This is a genomic window from Roseomonas sp. TF40, from assembly GCF_057219975.1.
Map to the genome: position 1 here is coordinate 43,140 of NZ_JBXVVR010000005.1, position 15,974 is coordinate 59,113.

Annotated in this window: 17 protein-coding genes; 3 read left to right on the top strand and 14 right to left on the bottom strand. The window is 72.2% G+C overall.

Going from position 1 to position 15,974, the window contains the following annotated elements:
- Positions 1 to 194: 194 nt before the first annotated feature.
- The 6 genes from AC2D9U_RS15215 to AC2D9U_RS15240 are packed head-to-tail and all read right to left on the bottom strand — an operon-like array spanning position 195 to position 6,606.
- A complete protein-coding gene (locus AC2D9U_RS15215; RefSeq protein WP_484750396.1) occupies positions 195 to 1,538 on the bottom strand; it encodes an MGH1-like glycoside hydrolase domain-containing protein in 1,344 nt (447 codons plus the stop codon).
- A complete protein-coding gene (locus tag AC2D9U_RS15220) occupies positions 1,538 to 2,584 on the bottom strand; it encodes an ABC transporter ATP-binding protein (protein WP_484750398.1) in 1,047 nt (348 codons plus the stop codon). The genes AC2D9U_RS15215 and AC2D9U_RS15220 overlap by 1 nt, the downstream gene beginning before the upstream one ends.
- Positions 2,585 to 2,591: 7 nt before the next feature.
- Entirely contained in the window at positions 2,592 to 3,410 is an 819-nt protein-coding gene (locus tag AC2D9U_RS15225; RefSeq protein WP_484750401.1) for a carbohydrate ABC transporter permease, read from the bottom strand.
- Positions 3,407 to 4,255 carry a carbohydrate ABC transporter permease gene (locus tag AC2D9U_RS15230; RefSeq protein WP_484750404.1) on the bottom strand — a complete coding sequence of 283 codons (849 nt, stop codon included), beginning with the start codon at positions 4,253 to 4,255 and terminating at the stop codon, positions 3,407 to 3,409. The genes AC2D9U_RS15225 and AC2D9U_RS15230 overlap by 4 nt, the downstream gene beginning before the upstream one ends.
- Positions 4,256 to 4,303: 48 nt before the next feature.
- Positions 4,304 to 5,584 carry an extracellular solute-binding protein gene (locus AC2D9U_RS15235; protein WP_484750407.1) on the bottom strand — a complete coding sequence of 427 codons (1,281 nt, stop codon included), beginning with the start codon at positions 5,582 to 5,584 and terminating at the stop codon, positions 4,304 to 4,306.
- Entirely contained in the window at positions 5,581 to 6,606 is a 1,026-nt protein-coding gene (locus AC2D9U_RS15240; RefSeq protein WP_484750408.1) for a substrate-binding domain-containing protein, read from the bottom strand. Before AC2D9U_RS15240 ends, AC2D9U_RS15235 begins: the two co-directional genes overlap by 4 nt.
- Before the next feature lie 299 nt (positions 6,607 to 6,905).
- On the opposite strand from AC2D9U_RS15240, the gene AC2D9U_RS15245 reads away from it, so the two are divergent.
- From AC2D9U_RS15245 to AC2D9U_RS15255, 3 genes are read left to right on the top strand one after another with little or no spacing between them, the layout of a single operon-like run.
- The gene (locus AC2D9U_RS15245) at positions 6,906 to 7,271 is read left to right on the top strand and encodes a phosphomannose isomerase type II C-terminal cupin domain (protein WP_484750410.1); all 366 of its coding nucleotides are present in this window, start codon (positions 6,906 to 6,908) and stop codon (positions 7,269 to 7,271) included.
- Positions 7,268 to 7,786, top strand: a complete 519-nt coding sequence (locus AC2D9U_RS15250; protein WP_484750413.1) for an ROK family protein — start codon at positions 7,268 to 7,270, stop codon at positions 7,784 to 7,786. Before AC2D9U_RS15245 ends, AC2D9U_RS15250 begins: the two co-directional genes overlap by 4 nt.
- A 15-nt stretch (positions 7,787 to 7,801) precedes the next feature.
- Entirely contained in the window at positions 7,802 to 8,185 is a 384-nt protein-coding gene (locus AC2D9U_RS15255; protein ID WP_484750416.1) for a hypothetical protein, read from the top strand.
- A gap of 104 nt (positions 8,186 to 8,289) precedes the next feature.
- Here the strand turns inward: AC2D9U_RS15255 and AC2D9U_RS15260 are convergent, their stop codons facing one another.
- The 8 genes from AC2D9U_RS15260 to AC2D9U_RS15295 form a co-directional block, all read right to left on the bottom strand.
- Positions 8,290 to 8,616, bottom strand: coding sequence for a DUF4387 domain-containing protein (locus AC2D9U_RS15260; protein WP_484750418.1), 327 nt, complete (start codon positions 8,614 to 8,616; stop codon positions 8,290 to 8,292).
- Entirely contained in the window at positions 8,613 to 10,001 is a 1,389-nt protein-coding gene (locus AC2D9U_RS15265) for an acyclic terpene utilization AtuA family protein (RefSeq protein ID WP_484750421.1), read from the bottom strand. Before AC2D9U_RS15265 ends, AC2D9U_RS15260 begins: the two co-directional genes overlap by 4 nt.
- 80 nt (positions 10,002 to 10,081) lie before the next feature.
- Complete coding sequence (locus tag AC2D9U_RS15270; RefSeq protein ID WP_484750424.1) at positions 10,082 to 11,065, bottom strand: sigma-54 interaction domain-containing protein; 984 nt, start codon at positions 11,063 to 11,065, stop codon at positions 10,082 to 10,084.
- 26 nt (positions 11,066 to 11,091) lie between these two features.
- Complete coding sequence (locus AC2D9U_RS15275) at positions 11,092 to 12,126, bottom strand: C45 family autoproteolytic acyltransferase/hydrolase (protein ID WP_484750426.1); 1,035 nt, start codon at positions 12,124 to 12,126, stop codon at positions 11,092 to 11,094.
- Positions 12,123 to 13,112 carry an ABC transporter ATP-binding protein gene (locus AC2D9U_RS15280; RefSeq protein WP_484750429.1) on the bottom strand — a complete coding sequence of 330 codons (990 nt, stop codon included), beginning with the start codon at positions 13,110 to 13,112 and terminating at the stop codon, positions 12,123 to 12,125. Before AC2D9U_RS15280 ends, AC2D9U_RS15275 begins: the two co-directional genes overlap by 4 nt.
- Positions 13,112 to 14,083, bottom strand: a complete 972-nt coding sequence (locus AC2D9U_RS15285) for an ABC transporter ATP-binding protein (protein ID WP_484750432.1) — start codon at positions 14,081 to 14,083, stop codon at positions 13,112 to 13,114. The genes AC2D9U_RS15280 and AC2D9U_RS15285 overlap by 1 nt, the downstream gene beginning before the upstream one ends.
- Entirely contained in the window at positions 14,080 to 14,970 is an 891-nt protein-coding gene (locus tag AC2D9U_RS15290) for an ABC transporter permease (protein ID WP_484750434.1), read from the bottom strand. The genes AC2D9U_RS15285 and AC2D9U_RS15290 overlap by 4 nt, the downstream gene beginning before the upstream one ends.
- Positions 14,967 to 15,974, bottom strand: coding sequence for an ABC transporter permease (locus tag AC2D9U_RS15295; protein WP_484750437.1), 1,008 nt, complete (start codon positions 15,972 to 15,974; stop codon positions 14,967 to 14,969). The genes AC2D9U_RS15290 and AC2D9U_RS15295 overlap by 4 nt, the downstream gene beginning before the upstream one ends.

Sequence of the window (15,974 nt, forward strand, 5' to 3'; positions counted from 1 at the left end):
TCATGCGCCTGCCATGAGGTGTCGCCATCGGCGCGCGCGTGCCGCGTGCCTGCGGCACAGATCCGGCGCCGTCCTTCCCGCCTGGGGCCGACTCGGCACATCGATGATCTGCTCCTGCGTGAACCCCGAACGTTTCATCATCCGCCGCCATCCGACGGACTCACCTCATTGCGGGTGCATCCAAGGGGGCAGGGTCACCCCCTGACCATCCTCCTCGCCGCGGGCTCCGCCATCGGGGCGGCCGAACCGTCCCTGCGGGACAGCACGAGCCATGCGGCGGCGGTCCAGGAGAAGCGGTTGCCGCCAAGGCCGGCGCCGGTCAGCGGGTCGAAATACTCGGCGAAGCCCTGGCGCCTGATCGCCGCCAGCAGGGGGCGCAGCAGTGCCTCGGCGGCGTCGGGACGGCCGTTGCGGACAAGCCCCTCCGCCAGCAGCCAGTCCACCACCGCCCAGACCGGCCCGCGCCAATAGCGCTTCGCGTCGAAGCTCGGATCGCCCGGTGGCGTCGTCGGCAGACCGAGCACGCAGCCTGCAGTCCAGCGCGCCATCTCGCCCGCCATCGCATCGCGCCGCGCGGGATCGAGATCGAGCGCCAGCAGCGGCAGGAAGCCCGCCTGGGTCGGCGCGGCGATATCCGCGCCGGCGACAAGGTCGCGCGAGACGAAGCGCGACAGCGACGGCCGCCAGGCACGCTCGAGCCCCGCGACGAGATGCGCGGCCAGCGCGCGTTCGGCCTTCGCCGCCTCGGCCTCCCCGAGCGCGTCGAACAGCGCGGCGAGATCCTGCGCGGCGCGGCAGAGGATGGCGCTGATCTGAACCTCCGCGATGCGGAAGGGCGCCGCACGCCACATCGCCGCCGGCGCCCAGTCCAGCGCACGGTAGCTGTCCACCAGATGGATGTAGCGCCGATAATCCTCGTCGCGCGGGCGCATCGCGGCGTCCACATGGCCGGTGTCGCGGCGGCGGATCACGGTCGTCGTGGTCTGCGGCACGCGCGCGAGGGCCGGATCCCAGGCCGGCGAGTTGTCGCTGCCCGTCTCCCACGGATGCAGGATGGCGACGAGGCCGATGCCCTCCGGATCGCGCGCGGCGCGCCACCAGGCGTGGCTGCGGGCGGCGGCGCGGGCGAGGGCGGCGATGCGCGGCCGTTCGGCCGCGCCGGCGCGGGCGGCGACGAAGCGCAGCGCGGTGCCGAAGACCGGCGGCTGCGAGATGCCCGAGGTCGCGATGCGGTGGCGCGTGCCCCAGACCTCGGGACCGGGAAAATAGGTGTCGGCCGGCGCATGGAAGACGATGTGCGGGATCATCCCGTCATCCCACTGCCCCTCGACCAGCCGTTCCAGTTCGCGCAGCGCGCGGTCGACATCGAAGGTCGCGAAGCCCATCGCGACGAAGGCGGAATCCCAGTTCCACTGGAAGGGATAGAGCGCGGCTGTCGGCACCGTGTAGCCGCCGCGGTCATTCGCGGCGAGGACGGCGCGTGCGGCAGCGTCGAGCGCCTCATCGGGCCCGGTGTCTTGGATCAGGGCGTCTTGCATCAGGCGGCTTCCAGGCGATGGCCGGTGGCAGGGTCGAACCAGGACAGGCGCGCGGGATCGGGTCGCAGGCCGATGCGCGCGCCCGCCACGATCGGCGCATCGGGCGGGGCGATCGCGCGCAGCGGCTGGCCGGCGACCTCGCCGGTCAGCAGCAGATGCGCGCCCATCGGTTCCACCACGCGCACGTCGAAGGGAATGCCCTGATCGGCCGCGACGGGCACGGCGTCCTCGGCGCGCAGGCCGAGCATCACCGCGCCCTCGCGCGGGCTGGCGAGGGTGATGGCGCCGAAGGCAACGTGGCCGCCTGCCGCGGTGCAGCTGAGGAAATTCATCGGCGGGCTGCCGAGGAAGCCGCCGACGAAGCGCGTCGCGGGCTTCGCATAGATCGCGCCCGGCGGGCCGATCTGCTCGATCACGCCGCCATGCATCACGGCGATACGGTCGGCGAGGCCCATCGCCTCGGTCTGGTCATGGGTGACGTAGAGCGTGGTGGTGCCGGCCTCGCGCAGGATCGCCTTGAGGTCGGCGCGCATCTCGAGCCGCAGCAGCGCGTCGAGGTTCGACAGCGGCTCATCCATCAGCAGCACGGCGGGTTGCACCGCGAGCGCGCGAGCCACGGCGACGCGCTGGCGCTGCCCCCCGGAAAGCCGTGCCGGCCAGCGATCCAGCAGGTGGGAGATGCGGAGCATCTCCGCCGCGCGGCCGACCTGCCGGGCGATCTCGTCCTGCGGTCGCTTCTGCATGCGCAGGCCGAAGCCGATATTGTCCGCGACCGTCATGTGCGGGAAGACCGCGTAGTTCTGGAACACCATCGCGATGCCCCGCGCACGCGGCGGCAGCGAACCGACATCGCGCCCGCCGATCAGCACGGTGCCGCCGGTCGCGGTCTCGAGCCCCGCGACGATGCGCAACAGCGTCGTCTTGCCGCAGCCCGAGGGGCCGAGCAGGGCCACGAACTCGCCATCGGCGACGGCGAGCGAGACCTCGGCCAGCGCGCGCGCGGCGCCGAAGGTCTTGGCGACGCGGTCGATCGTTATGTCGGCCATGCCCGCCTCATTTCCCCGAGATTCCCCAGACGGTGAACAGCCACTTCCGCACGGCGAAGACGAACAGCACGGAGGGCAGGATCAGCAGCAGCCCGCCGGCGAAGCGCGTGTGCAGCGGCGATTCCGACAGCACCGCAAGCAGATAGGCGGTCAGCGTCCGTTCCCGCACCGTCAGCACCGAGGCCGCGAAGACCTCGTTCCACGAGATCACGAAGGCGAAGATCGCCGTCGCCGCGAGGCCCGGCAGCGCCAGCGGCATGACCACGCGGAAGAAGGCCTGCAGCGGCGAGCAGCCGAAGACCCAGGCGGCTTCCTCGAGTTCGCGCGGGATGCCCATGAACAGCGATTGCGTCACCAGCACCGCAAAGGGCAGCGCGAGCACGGTGTGCATCAACGCGACGCCAAAGGGGCTGTCGTAGAGGCCCACGCGGATGAAACCGACGGCGAGCGGCAGCGCGAGGATCGCCAGCGGAAAGGCGCGCGTCAGCAGCACCAGCAGCTTGAACGCGTCGGCGCCGCGGAAGGCGTAGCGGGCGAGCGCATAGCCCGCCGGCGCGCCCAGCGCGACGGAGAGCACGACCGTGACGAGTGCGGCGATGACGGAGTTGAGGAAGGCGTTGGCGACACCCTCCACTGCCAGGAAGGCCGCCATGTGGTCGAGGGAAAGCGAGGGCGGCACCAGCGTCTTCGGCCATTGGAACACCGCCGGCCGTCCGCCGAGCGCGCCCATCGCCACCAGCCAGATCGGCAGCAGCACCCAGAGCAGCAGCACCGCCACCAGCGCCCAGAACAGCAAGCGTCGTGCGGGCGCCATCGCGGGATTCACGCCATCTGCTCCCGCGGGGTGCGCAGCAGGCGCAGGTAGACGAAGGTGGCGAGCATCGAGATCGCCATGATCAGCGCGGCATAGGCGGCGGCGACGCCGGTGTTCTGGTTCTCGCCCTGCCAGACATAGGCCTCGCCCACCAGCACCGGGAAGTTGCGCCCGCCGAGCGCATAGGCCACGGCGAAGACCTCGAAGGCCAGCACGGTGCGCAGGATCAGCGCCGACTGGATCGAGGGCTTGAGCAGCGGCAGCGTGACGCGGCGGAAACGCTGCCAGGGCGATGCGCCGAACACCTCCGCCGCCTCGCCGAATTCCTTGGGGATGAGCTGCATTCCCGCGACCAGGATCACCAGCACGATCGCGGTGGCGCGCCAGATCTCCGCCAGCGCGATGCCGATGAACAGCGCGAGCGGCGATTCCTGCGTCAGCCAGGGCGTCGGCCCCTCCAGCAGGCCGAAGGCGAAAAGGACAGAGTTGAGATACCCGGTCGATTGCAGGATGGCGAGCCAGGCGAGCCCGGCGGCGAGATCCGAGATCGCCAGCGGGATCACCCACACCCACAGCACCAGGTCGCGCCCCGCGCCGATGCGCGCGATCATCACCGCCATCAGCAGCGCCAGCGCGATCTGCGCCGGCACCACCACCAGGGTGAGCACGAAGGTGTTACGCAGCGCGTCGGCGAAGTTGAGGTCGCCCAACATCCGCGTGTAGTTGGCGAGCGAGATCCCCTCCGCCCCCTGCACCGACATCGTCAGGGTCTGCACCAGCGGCAGGATGAACAGCACGCCGAGGAAAAGGACCGACGGCGCGATGAGGGCATAGGGAACCCAGCGTTTCTGCGTCACGCGCCGCCTCCGGTCACATCCGCCTCACGCAGGCCTGCATGGCATCCCTCATGCCACCGGGCATGCGCCGTCGGATGCGGCGTCGGGCGCCCAGCAGGGGGCACCGGTCGCGTTCATCACGCTGCGCAGATTGCCCGCTTCCGCATCCAGCACGGCGCGGATGTTCTCGTTGCGCAGCACGATGCGCTGGAAGGTGTCCATGTAGACCTTGTTGAACTCGCCGCCCTTGTCGCCGAGCCCGACCGGCAGCAGCGAGACGCGGGCGTCGCGCGCGCTTTGTGTCGCGGCGATCGCATTCGCGGCCAGCCGCACCGCCGGCGGCAGGTCCGGCGGCAGCTCGGCCTGCACGACCGGGAAGAAGCCCGTCTCGGCGGCGAGCCGCAGCTGCACGGCGGGGCGCGAGAGATACTCGATCAGCGACGCCGCACCATCCCGGTTCGGGGCGCCACGCGCGATGCCGAGCCCCGCGATCACCGGCATGTAGCCGCGCCCCATCGGCCCGGCGGGCGCGGGGAAGGTGACGTAGTCGTTGGGGGCTGCGCGCAGCGCGTCCATCAGCCGCGCGACATGGTCGAAGGCGATCCACACCTCGCCCGACATCAGCGGTTCCTGCATGAAATTGTAGGTGGTGGAGGCCGGCGCCGCATGGGCCCACATCGCGCGGAACGCCGCCCAGCCCTGCTCGGCCTCGGGCGAGCGGAAGCTGCGGACCACGCCGCCCGTGTAGGAGGGGTAGAGGTAGCCCTGGAAGAAGCGCGCCAGCAGCCCGCGCGGGCCGGCCGGGAAGCCGAGTCGCCGCTGGTTCGTCCGCTGCTGGATCGCCGCGGCCCAGGCGCGGAGCTGGTCATAGGTGAGCGCATTGATGTCGGCGCCGGCCGGCAGGAACTCCAGCGCGCGGCGATGCGCGGCCATGATGTAGGTCGCCTGCATCCACGGGATGTAGCGCTGCTGCGCCGTGCCGAGCTTGCCGAGCTCGAGCAGGTTGCGCGGGATGCCGCGGTCGGCCAGGCGCTGCGCCAGGTCGTCGAGCGGGTCGAGCCCCTCGGCCGCGAGCGGCTGCAATTCGCCATGCAGCGCGCCGACGAGCGAGACGGTGCGCCGCCCGGCCTGCGCCTCGGCACGCAGGCGCGTGGTCAGGTTCTGCGGCTCTTCCGTCACGAAGGTGGCGCGCACCGGCGCGGGGCGCAGGATGGCCTCGCGCAGCCGGGTCGCTTCCTCCACCGGGCGAAGCTGCGTGGAGAGGAACACGACATCGCCCGACTGGGCATGGGCGAGGGGCGGCGCGGCGACCAAGGTGGCGCCGGCGGCAAGCAGGCTGCGTCGGTTCATGGGGTTTCCTCCTGTTGATCGAAGCCGCGGCCGAGGCTGGCACGCGCGATGTGGCGAAGCGGCAGGACGGTGCCGAGCGTTGCGGGATCACCCCCGCCAAGCCGCGCGACCAGCAGCCGCGCGAGATGCCCGCCGATGTCGCGGTCGGCGATCTCCATGCTGGCGAGCGGCGGATCGAGGAAGGCCGCGGCGGGGATGTTGTCATGGCCCCAGAGCGCGACATCCCGGCCCGGCATCAGCCCCGCCTCGCGCAGCGCGCGTGCGGCGCCGAGGGCGATGGCATCCGTGGCGCAGAGCAGGGCGGTGGGCGGCGGCCCGGCCGCGAGCAGCCCGCGCGCCGCGGCATATCCGCCGGCGGCGTCGGGCGCGGCGGCCTCGGCCACCGCCAGCGCGACCCCTGCCTCCGCCGCGCCGGAAGTGGCGCCGGCGAGGCGCAGATGGCCGAAGGCGTAGACGGTGGGGGCGGCGATATGCGCGATCCTGGCATGCCCGCTGCCATGCAGCCGGCGAACCGCGTCGCGGAAACCGGCGAAGCCGTCGCCATCCAGATGCGCGTGCTCCGCCGCGCGATCGGTGCGGCCATGCGTGACGAAGGGCACGCCCTTGGCGAGCAGCCAATCCACCCGCGCGTCGCGACGGCGGGTGCGGAGGATGACGAAGGCATCGGCCTCCCGCCGCGCGACGAGGCGCGCGAGGCGCCGCGTCTCCTCCTGCTCGTCGCGGGTCGCCACCAGGATCAGGTCGAGGCCCTGCGTCGCAAGCGCGCCGGCACAGGCGCCGAGCGTTTCCATCAGCGCCGTCAGTTCCACGCCAGGGCCGCCCGGCAGCAGGGCGGCGATGGTGTCGGCCCGGCCGCGACGCAGCCGCCGGGCGGCGGGGTCGGGCAGGTAGCCGGCGCGGCGGGCGGCGGCGGCAACGCGCGCGCGCGTGGCCTCGGCGACTTCCGAATAGCCATCCAGCGCGCGGGAGACGGTGGTCGCCGAGAGGCCGAGCTCCCGGGCGAGATCCTTGAGCTTCGTCATGATGCCGCAGGCGCCGCCGGCGCCCTGCTGCCTCCTCCCCCTCGGAGCGGCCTTGAACGGCCGCTTTCCCAAATCGATTTGGAGCCTGTCATGCCGCGGGCTTGGGCGCAAGCGCGACATGCTGCGCGGACGCCGCCGGCACGGGTTGATCGGGGGGGAAGGGCCGATCCAGTATCGGCGCGGAGCGTGATCAGGGGGTGGTGCCGGATGCGAAGACTGCCGATTGCCTGGCAGGCCCGAGGCGAAGCCCCGGCGCTGCGGCGCCACCTGCCTGCCCGTCCCGTGCCCCGTCACACGCCATGACGATCGTCACCTATCGGCTGGGCGAGTCCGATCAGCGGCCCTGGGGCGAATGGCGCGTGCTCTCGGCGGAGCCGGGCTGCGTGGTCAAGCGCATCCAGGTGCGTCCCGGGGCGCGGCTGTCGCTGCAGCGGCATGTGCATCGGTCGGAGCATTGGATCGTGGTCGCCGGCGAGGGCCTCGCCACGCTGGGCGAGGCGTCGATCGCCCTCGCCGCGGGCAGCACGGCCTTCATCCCGGCCGGCACGATCCACCGCATCGCGAACACCGGCGCGGTGGAGATGGTGTTCATCGAGGTGCAGACCGGCGCATTGCTGAGCGAGGATGACATCGAGCGCCTAGCCGACGATTCCAACCGCGCATGAGCCTCCCGCGCCCAGCCGCCTGGCCGAAGGGCGAGATCGTCGCCCTCGATGTCGGGGGCACGGCGGTGAAGTGCGGCATCGTGCAGGGCGCGGGCGATGGCGTCGCGCTGCCGGATGTGCGGTGCGTCGCGCGCCATCCGATCGACAGCGCAGCCTGTGCGGCGGCGATCGCCGATCGGCTGGCCGACATCGCCAACGGCCTGCTCACGCAATGCCGCGCTCCTGCCTTCGTGGTGCTCGCCTTTCCCGGACCCTGCGACTATGCGCGCGGCATCCCGCGCCTTGCGGGGTTGGCGAAGTTCGGCGCGCTGTGCGGCGTCGATCTAAAGGCGCTCCTCGCCCGGCGGCTCAGCCGGGACCTGCCGATCCTGTTCCTGAACGACGCGGCGGCCGCGGCGCTGGGCGAGGCGCTGGCGCGCCAACTCGCCGTGCCGGCGCTGATGCTCACCCTCGGCACGGGCCTGGGCTCGGCCTTCCTGGACGGGATGGCGGTCTCGACCCAGCGCTTTCCCTGATCGCCGAGCGGGGAGTTGTTCGCCGAGCCGGCCCTGGAGGCGCGCGCGGACGACGTGTTCTCCATCCGCGGCCTCGATGCCCGGCTGGCGTCGCTGTCGGTCCGGTGCGCCGACCTGCCCGCGCTTGCCGCCGCGGGGCGCGTCGGCGGTGGGCTCGCGGCCGAATTGGCGCGCTTCGGCGCGGATCTCGGGCGCTGGGTGCGGCCCTATGCGACCTGGGCCGACTGCCGGCTGGTCGTGCTGGGCGGGGGGCTTGGCCAGTTGTTCGACTGGTTCGGACCGGCCTTCGCCGCCGAAGCCGGCATCGCGGCCGAGGGCGCGCGGCTCGGTGATCGCGCGGCGCTGGTCGGCGGGTCCTTCGCCTGCCTGGAGGCGGGAGACCGGGCAGGATCGCGCTGATCCGCGGCGCGAGATTCCCGGCACCGGCGAGTGCGACCGGGCCCGAACCGTCGGCGGCCTCGATCCGCCCGTTCAGGCCGCGGATGACCTCAAGCGCGGCGGAGTCAGGGGACGTGCAGGTCGAGCAGCGGCGAATATTGCTGGCTGCCGAACACGTCGCGCTCGCCGGGGGAGCCGGACGGGCGTTCGCGGCGGATGGTGAACTTGATCGCGTTTGCCGGGTCGAACACCACGAAATCCGTGATGCGGTCGGGTTGCAGGCGCAGCAACTCGCACACCACCTCCCGCGTGATGACCTTCGCGTCGCGCACGCGCTCGAAGTTCGCGCGGTCGCGGAAGATGATGTCGAAGGTGATGTGGTCCACGCCCGCGTTCTTGCTGCGGACGGTGGAGGCCAGGTCGCGCAGCGTCGCGCTGTTGCGGATGCTCATGCGGCCCTCCGGGCGGTTCCGTCCACGGTGAGGGAGCGCGGGCGGAACAGCTCCGTCGCGCTCGCCACCGGGATGATGTGGTTCAGCGTCCATTCGTAGCCGGGCTTGCCGACCATCACCTCGTCCGACATCAGCGCCGCCGCGCCGGCGGTGCCCTTCACCTCGGGCAGGCGGGCGTAGAACAGGTTGCGGGCGGCCAGCGCGCAGATCTCCTCCGCGCGCTGGCCGTCGGCGCAGAGCGTCTCGACGACGATGCCGAGCTCGTGCGGGTTCGCGGGCGGCGTGGGGTCCATCGGCCCCATCACGCCGTCGCGGCCGTAGAGGTGGTAGAACACCTGCCAGCCGGCGTCCTCGGGCGTGCCGAAGCGCTCGTTCAGCCGTGCGCGGGCCCAGGCGATCGCCTTGTCGATGTTGGCGATCATGTAGGGCTCGCGCATGCCGACGATGGCCAGCCGCCGTTCGCCGACCTTGCCCGAACCCTCGAGCTTCGCCATCGGCTGCGCGGCGGGCACCCAGCGGGCGCCGGTGGCGCGCGTCGTCTTCTCGTCGAACTGCTCGTAGCGGCAATCCGACATGTCCACGTAGCCGGAGACGACGTGCTCCCGATACGGGTCACGGCGTTCGTACATGGCGTGGCTCGCCAGCGAGGCTGGTGTGCAGCGCTGGCCAGGATGCATCGCGGTGACGCGGATGTCGTCCTCGGCGATGCGGCCGAAGATGCTCTCCTTGCCCATGAAGGGCTCGCAGCAGAAGGAGGCACATTCCATCAGCTTGCCGGCGTAGTAGGCCGTCGCCTCCGACATGCCGGCGTTCAGGATCGGGGCGGCGAACAGCGCGCAGTCAGAGGCGCGGCCCGCGATCACCACATCCGCGCCGTCGCGCAGCGCCGCCGCGATCGGCTCCGCGCCCATCACCGCGACGATGCGGTCGGTGCGCTGGATCTGCGCCGCATCGGCCTCGGCACGGCCGTCGAGGCCCGCTACCTTCGCCCCCGCCGCCATGCGCGCCAGCACCGCCTCACGCGACAGCTCCGAATGGATCGCCGTCAGCCTGAACGGCGCGAGGCCGTGCTGCGCCGCGATGTCCTGGATCAGCCGCACATACTGATCGACGCCGCGGTCGGTGCCGGTGTCGGAGGCGGAGCCGACGATCATCGGCACGCCCAGCCGGCGCGCCGCCAGCAGCATCACCTCAAGGTCGTGGCGCTGCCACGCCTCCGGGCTCGCCTGGCCATCGGCGCCGAGCGGGTAGGGGCCGATATCGCAGGAGCCGGAATCGGCAATGATGAAATCGGGCTTCAGCTCGCAGCCCGCCAGGAAGCTGTCCTTTTCGAGCGGCGTGAATCCGAGATGCCCTGTCGGGCAGAGAATGGTGACCTCGACCATGCGGTCCGACCTTTCCGATCGTGGTTCTGGCGTCGGTCAGGGCGTTGCACGCGGCGTGCCAGGACGGTCCGCACCCCCGGTCAGGGTGTCGCGATCATGCCGAGTTTCTGCATCTGGTGGCGCAGGGCGTGGCGCGACAGGCCGAGGCGCGCCGCCGCTCGGCCTTGCCGGCCATTCGCCTCCCGCAGCGCAGCCTCGATCAGCGAGGCCTGGAAGCGGTCGGTCGCGGCGTGGAAATCCTCCACCGCCGGCGCAGCGACCTCCGCCGGAACTGCCACGGCGGGCGCGCGGCCTTCCACTTCGCGCAGGATGCGATCCGGCAGGTGGCGCACCCGCACCAGCGGATCCGTCTCGAGGATGGCGATGCGCTCGATCAGGTTCTCGAGTTCGCGGACGTTGCCCGGCCAGGAGTAGCGGCGGAACACCTCGGCGACGCGCGGCTCCAGCCCCTGGATTGCGCGGCCGCAGCGTGCGCCGTGGTGCTTCAGGAAGGCCTCGGCCAGCAGCAGCACGTCGTCCCCACGCTCGCGCAGCGGCGGGATGTTCACCGGCACAACCTGCAGCCGCCAGTAGAGATCGTCGCGGAAGCGGCCGGCCTTCACCTCCGACAGCAGCACCTTGTTGGTGGAGGCGACGAAGCGGACATCAACCGCCGTCTGTCGCACCGCGCCGAGCCGGCGGAAGGCGCGGGTGTCCATCAGCGTGAGCAGCTTGGCCTGCAGCTGCAGGTCCATCTCGCGGATCTCGTCGAGGAACAGCGTGCCGCCCTCCGCCGCCTCGACCAACCCCTGCTTGGCACCGGCCGCGCCGGTGAAGGCGCCACGCTCATGGCCGAACAGCTCGGATTCCATCAGGCTCGCCGGGATGGCCGCGCAGTTGACGTCCACGAAGGCCTTCCGGGCGCGCGGCGAGAGGCGATGCAACATGCGGGCAACCAGGCCCTTGCCGGTCCCGGTCTCGCCATACAGCAGCACCGTGCGCGCCGGGCTCGACGCGATGCGCGCGATGAGGTCGCGCATCGCGCGGATGCTCTCATGCTCGCCGAGCAGGTCGGCATAGGCCATCGCCGGGACTCCTCCCGGCGTGGAGATTACGCCGAGGCGTGCGTTTCGCGCCATCCCGGCCCGTCCGCGACGAAGCGGACCCATGCCGTGGAGCAGGGCGGCCCGTCCGCCACCAGCGCGGACCGGTCGCGGCAGTCCCACACCGCCCCCGCCAGGGTGGGCGAGGCGTCCGGCGCGTGGCGGCAGACGGCCTCCGGCGCGTGGGTCGCGAGCAGCGCGCGCGGATCGCACGCGGCGTCGGTGGCCAGCGCCGCCCGCAGCACCTCGAGCCGCCCGGCCGAATGGATGACCGGGGCGAGCGCATCCGGCGCGGCGGTGTAGTGGTTGGTGTGCGCCACCCACGCGCCCTGCGCGACATCCACGCGCGCGTGGCGCAGCTCGACCCAGGCGGCTGCGCCCGTCGCATCGCCAAGCACCAGCGACCCGCCGCCCGCATGGGGCAGCGCCGCGATGTCGGCCAGCGCCTCCGCCACCGATCCGCAGCGCGCCAGAAGCCGCGTCATCAGGAAGTAGCGCAGGATCCCGGGGCCATGGTCGGCGGTCGCGATCTGCGTGTCGGCCAGCGCGAAGCCGTCGCTGTTCATGCCTGACGACCAGGCGCCCGGCGCGCCGAGCGAGCCGAGGCACAGCACCGCCCGCCCGCCCCAGGCCGGATCGCGGTGCAGGAACACCCGCTGCAACGCCTTGTGCTCCGGCCGGAAGTCGCGGTTCTTCGCCACGATCCCGCCCGTTGAGAAGGCCGAGCATCCGTCCGTGTCCGCCGGCAGCGCCGCGAGATCGGCAAGACAGCCGAGATGCAGGAACTCGAACACCTCGGCCGGTGCGAGGCCAAAGCCTTCGGCGATGCCCTCGATCTCGGCCAGCGCCTCGGGTGCCAGGCGTGCCGTCGCCGCGCGTTGCGCGTCCAGGAAGCGCGTGATGCGCGCATCCCGCGCCGGCGCCTGCGCGAGCCGCCCGCGGATCGCCTCCCGCACGGCGGGCGCCATGCCGGGGCAGGCCAGCGCCTGGCCGCGGCCGCGCGTGAAGGCATCGCCTCCGAGGGTGACGAGCAGCGCGCTCATCCGACGCCTCCCGCATGCAGGTGGCAGGCGGCGCGATGGCCATCGCCCAGATCCACCGCCACCGGCGCCTCCGTGCGGCAGCGCGGCCCGGCGAGGGGACAGCGCGGATGGAAGGCGCAGCCCGGCGGCGGCGCGAGCGGCGAGGGCAGGTCGCCCGGCGCCGCACGCTGCGGCACGGCGCCCGGCGCGGCGATCCGCGGCACGGCGGCGAGCAAGGCGCGCGTGTAGGGGTGCGCCGGGCGGCGCGTGACCGCGTCGCGCGGGCCTTCCTCGACGATGCGGCCGAGATACATGACCGCCACGCGCCGCGCGAGATGCGCGACGACCGCGAGGTCGTGGCTGATGAAGAGCAGCGTCAGGCCCAGCTCGTCGCGCAACGCCCGCAGCAGCGCCAGCACTTGCGCCTGCACCGACACGTCGAGCGCCGAGACCGGCTCGTCGCAGACGACGAAGTCCGGCTTCAGGATCAGTGCGCGGGCGATGCCGATGCGCTGCCGCTGCCCGCCCGAGAACTGGTGCGGATAGCGGTCGAGATGCCCGCGCGCGAGGCCGACGCGATCCAGCATGGACAGGATCGCCGTCTCCGCCGCCGCGCCCGTGCCGCCGCCATGCAGCGCGAGCGGCAGGGCGAGGATCTCCCGCACCGTCCGCCGCGGGTTCAGCGAGGCGTAGGGATCCTGGAAGATGATCTGCATCCGTCGCCGCAGCGGCCGCAGCGCCGGTTCCGGCAGCCCGGCGATCTCCTGCCCGTCGAAGCGGATCGTGCCGGCCGAGGGCGCGTGCAGGCGGATCAGGAGCCGGCCGAGCGTGGATTTCCCGCAGCCGGACTCGCCGATCAGGCCGAGCGTCTCGCCACGCGCGATGGACAGGTCCACCCCCGCCACGGCGCGCACGTCGCGCCCCGGCCGGCCGCGCAGGCGGTCCAGCAGCGGTGCGGGCAGGTGGAAGCGGCGCTCGAGGCCGGTGGCCTCCACCAGGGGCGCCATCACACCACCTCCGCGGCGCGGATGCAGCGCGACTGGCGTCCCGGCCCGACCTCCGTCAGGGCCAAGGGCTCGGCGCAGGCGGGGATGGCCAGCGCGCAGCGGTTGCGGAAGCGGCACCCCGCATCCACGCGCGCCAGGTCGGGCACCTGGCCCGGGATCGGGTGCAACGGGCGGTCCGGATCCTCCAGCCGCGGCAGGCTGTCGAGCAGGCCCCGCGTGTAGGGATGGCGAGGGGCCGCGATGACCTCCGCGGTCGGGCCGCTCTCGACAACCTGTCCGGCATACATCACCACGACGCGCGCGCAGCGCTCCGCCACCACCGCGAGGTCATGCGTGATCAGCGCGACCGCCAGCCCGTCCTCCCGTCGCAGGTCGTCCAGCAGGTCGAGCACCTGCGCGCGCAGCGTGACGTCGAGTGCCGTCGTCGGCTCATCCGCCACCAGCAGCCGCGGCCGGCCGGCGAGCGAGATCGCGATCATTGCCCGCTGCCGCATCCCGCCCGAGAACTGGTGCGGGTAGTCGTCCAGCCGCTGCGCCGCGGAGGGGATGCCGACCTTGTGGAGCAGCGCCGCGGCCTGCGGCCGCGCATCGGCCCCGCGCCGCGCCAGGCCGTGCGCCACCAGCGTCTCGCAGAGCTGCTGGCCGATGGTGAAGGCCGGGTTCAGCGCCGACAGCGCATCCTGCATCGCCAATGCCATCTGCCGGCCGCGCAGCGCACGCATCTCGCGCTGCGGCAAGGCGCGGAGGTCACGGCCGTCGAAACGGATTTCGCCGGCGACGACACGCCCCGGCGGGCGCACAAGCCCGAGGATCGAGAGGAAGGTGACGCTCTTGCCCGACCCGCTCTCGCCGACGACGCCGAGCGCCTCCCCGGCCGCGATGCGCAGGTCCACCCCGTCCACCGCAGCGACGGGGCCTCGGCGGGTCGGGAAGACGGTACGCAGGCCGCGCACCTCGAGCAGCGGGCTCATGCCTGGTGCAGCCGCGGGTCGAAGGCGTCGCGCAGACCCTGGCTCGCCAGGTTGATCGCGAGCACCAGCGCCAGGATGGCGAGGCCCGGCAGGGTGGACACCCACCACGCATCCACCAGGAAGTCGCGGCCATCGGCGACCATGTTGCCCCAGGACGAGGCCGGCGGCTGGACGCCGAGGCCAAGGAACGACAGCGAGGCCTCGAGGATGATGACATAGGCCATGCGGAAGGTCGCCACGACCAGCACCGGCGAGAGCACGTTCGGCAGGATCTCGCGCAGCATGATGTGGACCGGCCCGCAGCCGAGCGCGCGCGCGGCTTCCACATAGTCGTGCTCGCGCGCCGCCAGTGTCTCGCCGCGCACGACGCGGCAGGCGAAGACCCATTCCTTGTAGACCAGGACCAGCACGATGTTGTGCAGCCCTGGCCCCATCATCGCCATCAGCCCGATCGCGAAGATCAGGTAGGGGAAGCCGAGCAGCGTATCCACAAGGCGCGAGATCACCGTGTCCGTCCAGCCGCGCAGGTAGCCTGCGGCAAGCCCGAGCAGCGTGCCGATCACGGCCGCGATGCAGATGACGAGCGCCGCGACGAGCAGCGACACGCGCGCGCCGTGCAGCAGGCGTGAGAGGATGTCCCGCCCGAGGCCGTCGCAGCCGAGCGGGAAGGCCCACTCGCCGCCCTCCTGCCAGGCGGGCGGCTGCAGGCGGCGGAAGAGGTCGGCCTCCGCCGGGTCGTGCGGCGCGATCCAGGGGGCGGACAGCGCGGCCAGGACGAACAGCAGCACGACCGCGGCGGCGGCCAGCGCGGTGCGGTTGCGCGCGAACCGTTCCAGCCCGAGGCGCAGCGGCGAGACCGCGCGTTCCTCCGCCAGCGTTGCGCTCACAGCCGGACCTTCGGATTCAGCGCCGTGTAGGCCACATCGGCCAGGAAGTTCAGCGTAACATAGGTCACGGCGTAGAGCAGCACGGCTGCCTGCACGAGCGGATAGTTGCGCGCGAAGATGCTCTCGACCACGAGCCGCCCGAGGCCGGGCCAGCCGAACACCGTCTCGACGATCATGTTGCCGCCGAGCAGCGAGCCGGTCTCGATCGCCGCGACCGTCACCACCGGGATCAGCGCGTTCTTCAGCGCGTGCCGCAGCAATACCCGCCGGCGAGAGATCCCCTTGGCTTCCGCGAACAGCACGTAGTCGCTGGTCAGCACCTCCGCCATCGAGGACCGCACGACGCGCGCGAGAAGTGCGGCCGTTGGCAGGCCGAGCGTGATCGCGGGCAGGGCCAGGTGACGGAGCGCCGCGCCGAAGGCGTCGAGCCGCCCGGCCAGCAGCGAATCCGCCAGCAGGAAGCCGGTGACGCGCGCGACCTCGAGGTCGAAGGCGGTGCGACCGCCGACGGGGAACAGGCCGAGAGTCACGGAGAAGAGCAGGATCAGCAGGATGCCGAACCAGAAGCCCGGCAGCGACACGCCGAACAGCGACAATGCCGACAGGGCGCGGTCGATCCAGCCATCGCGGTGCACGGCCGCAGCGACGCCGAGCGGGATGGCAACGAGCAGCGCGACCGCCATGGCGGCCAGTGTCAGCTCGATGGTGGCCGGGAGACGTTCCAGGATGACGTCCAGCACAGGCCGCCGATGGAAGAAGGAAAGGCCGAAATCCCCGGTCAGCGCATTGCCGAGGAAGACGAGGAAACGCTCATGCAGCGGCAGGTGCAGGCCGAGGTCGCGGCGAAGCTGCTCGGCCTGCTCCGGCGTCGCGCGGGAATCGGCGAGCATGATCTCGACCGGATCGCCCGGCGTGAGCGTGATCATCAGGAAGACGATCACGCTGATGCCGAACAGCACCGGCAGCGTCTGCAGCAGTCGCTCGACGAGCCGCGACGCGGTCAT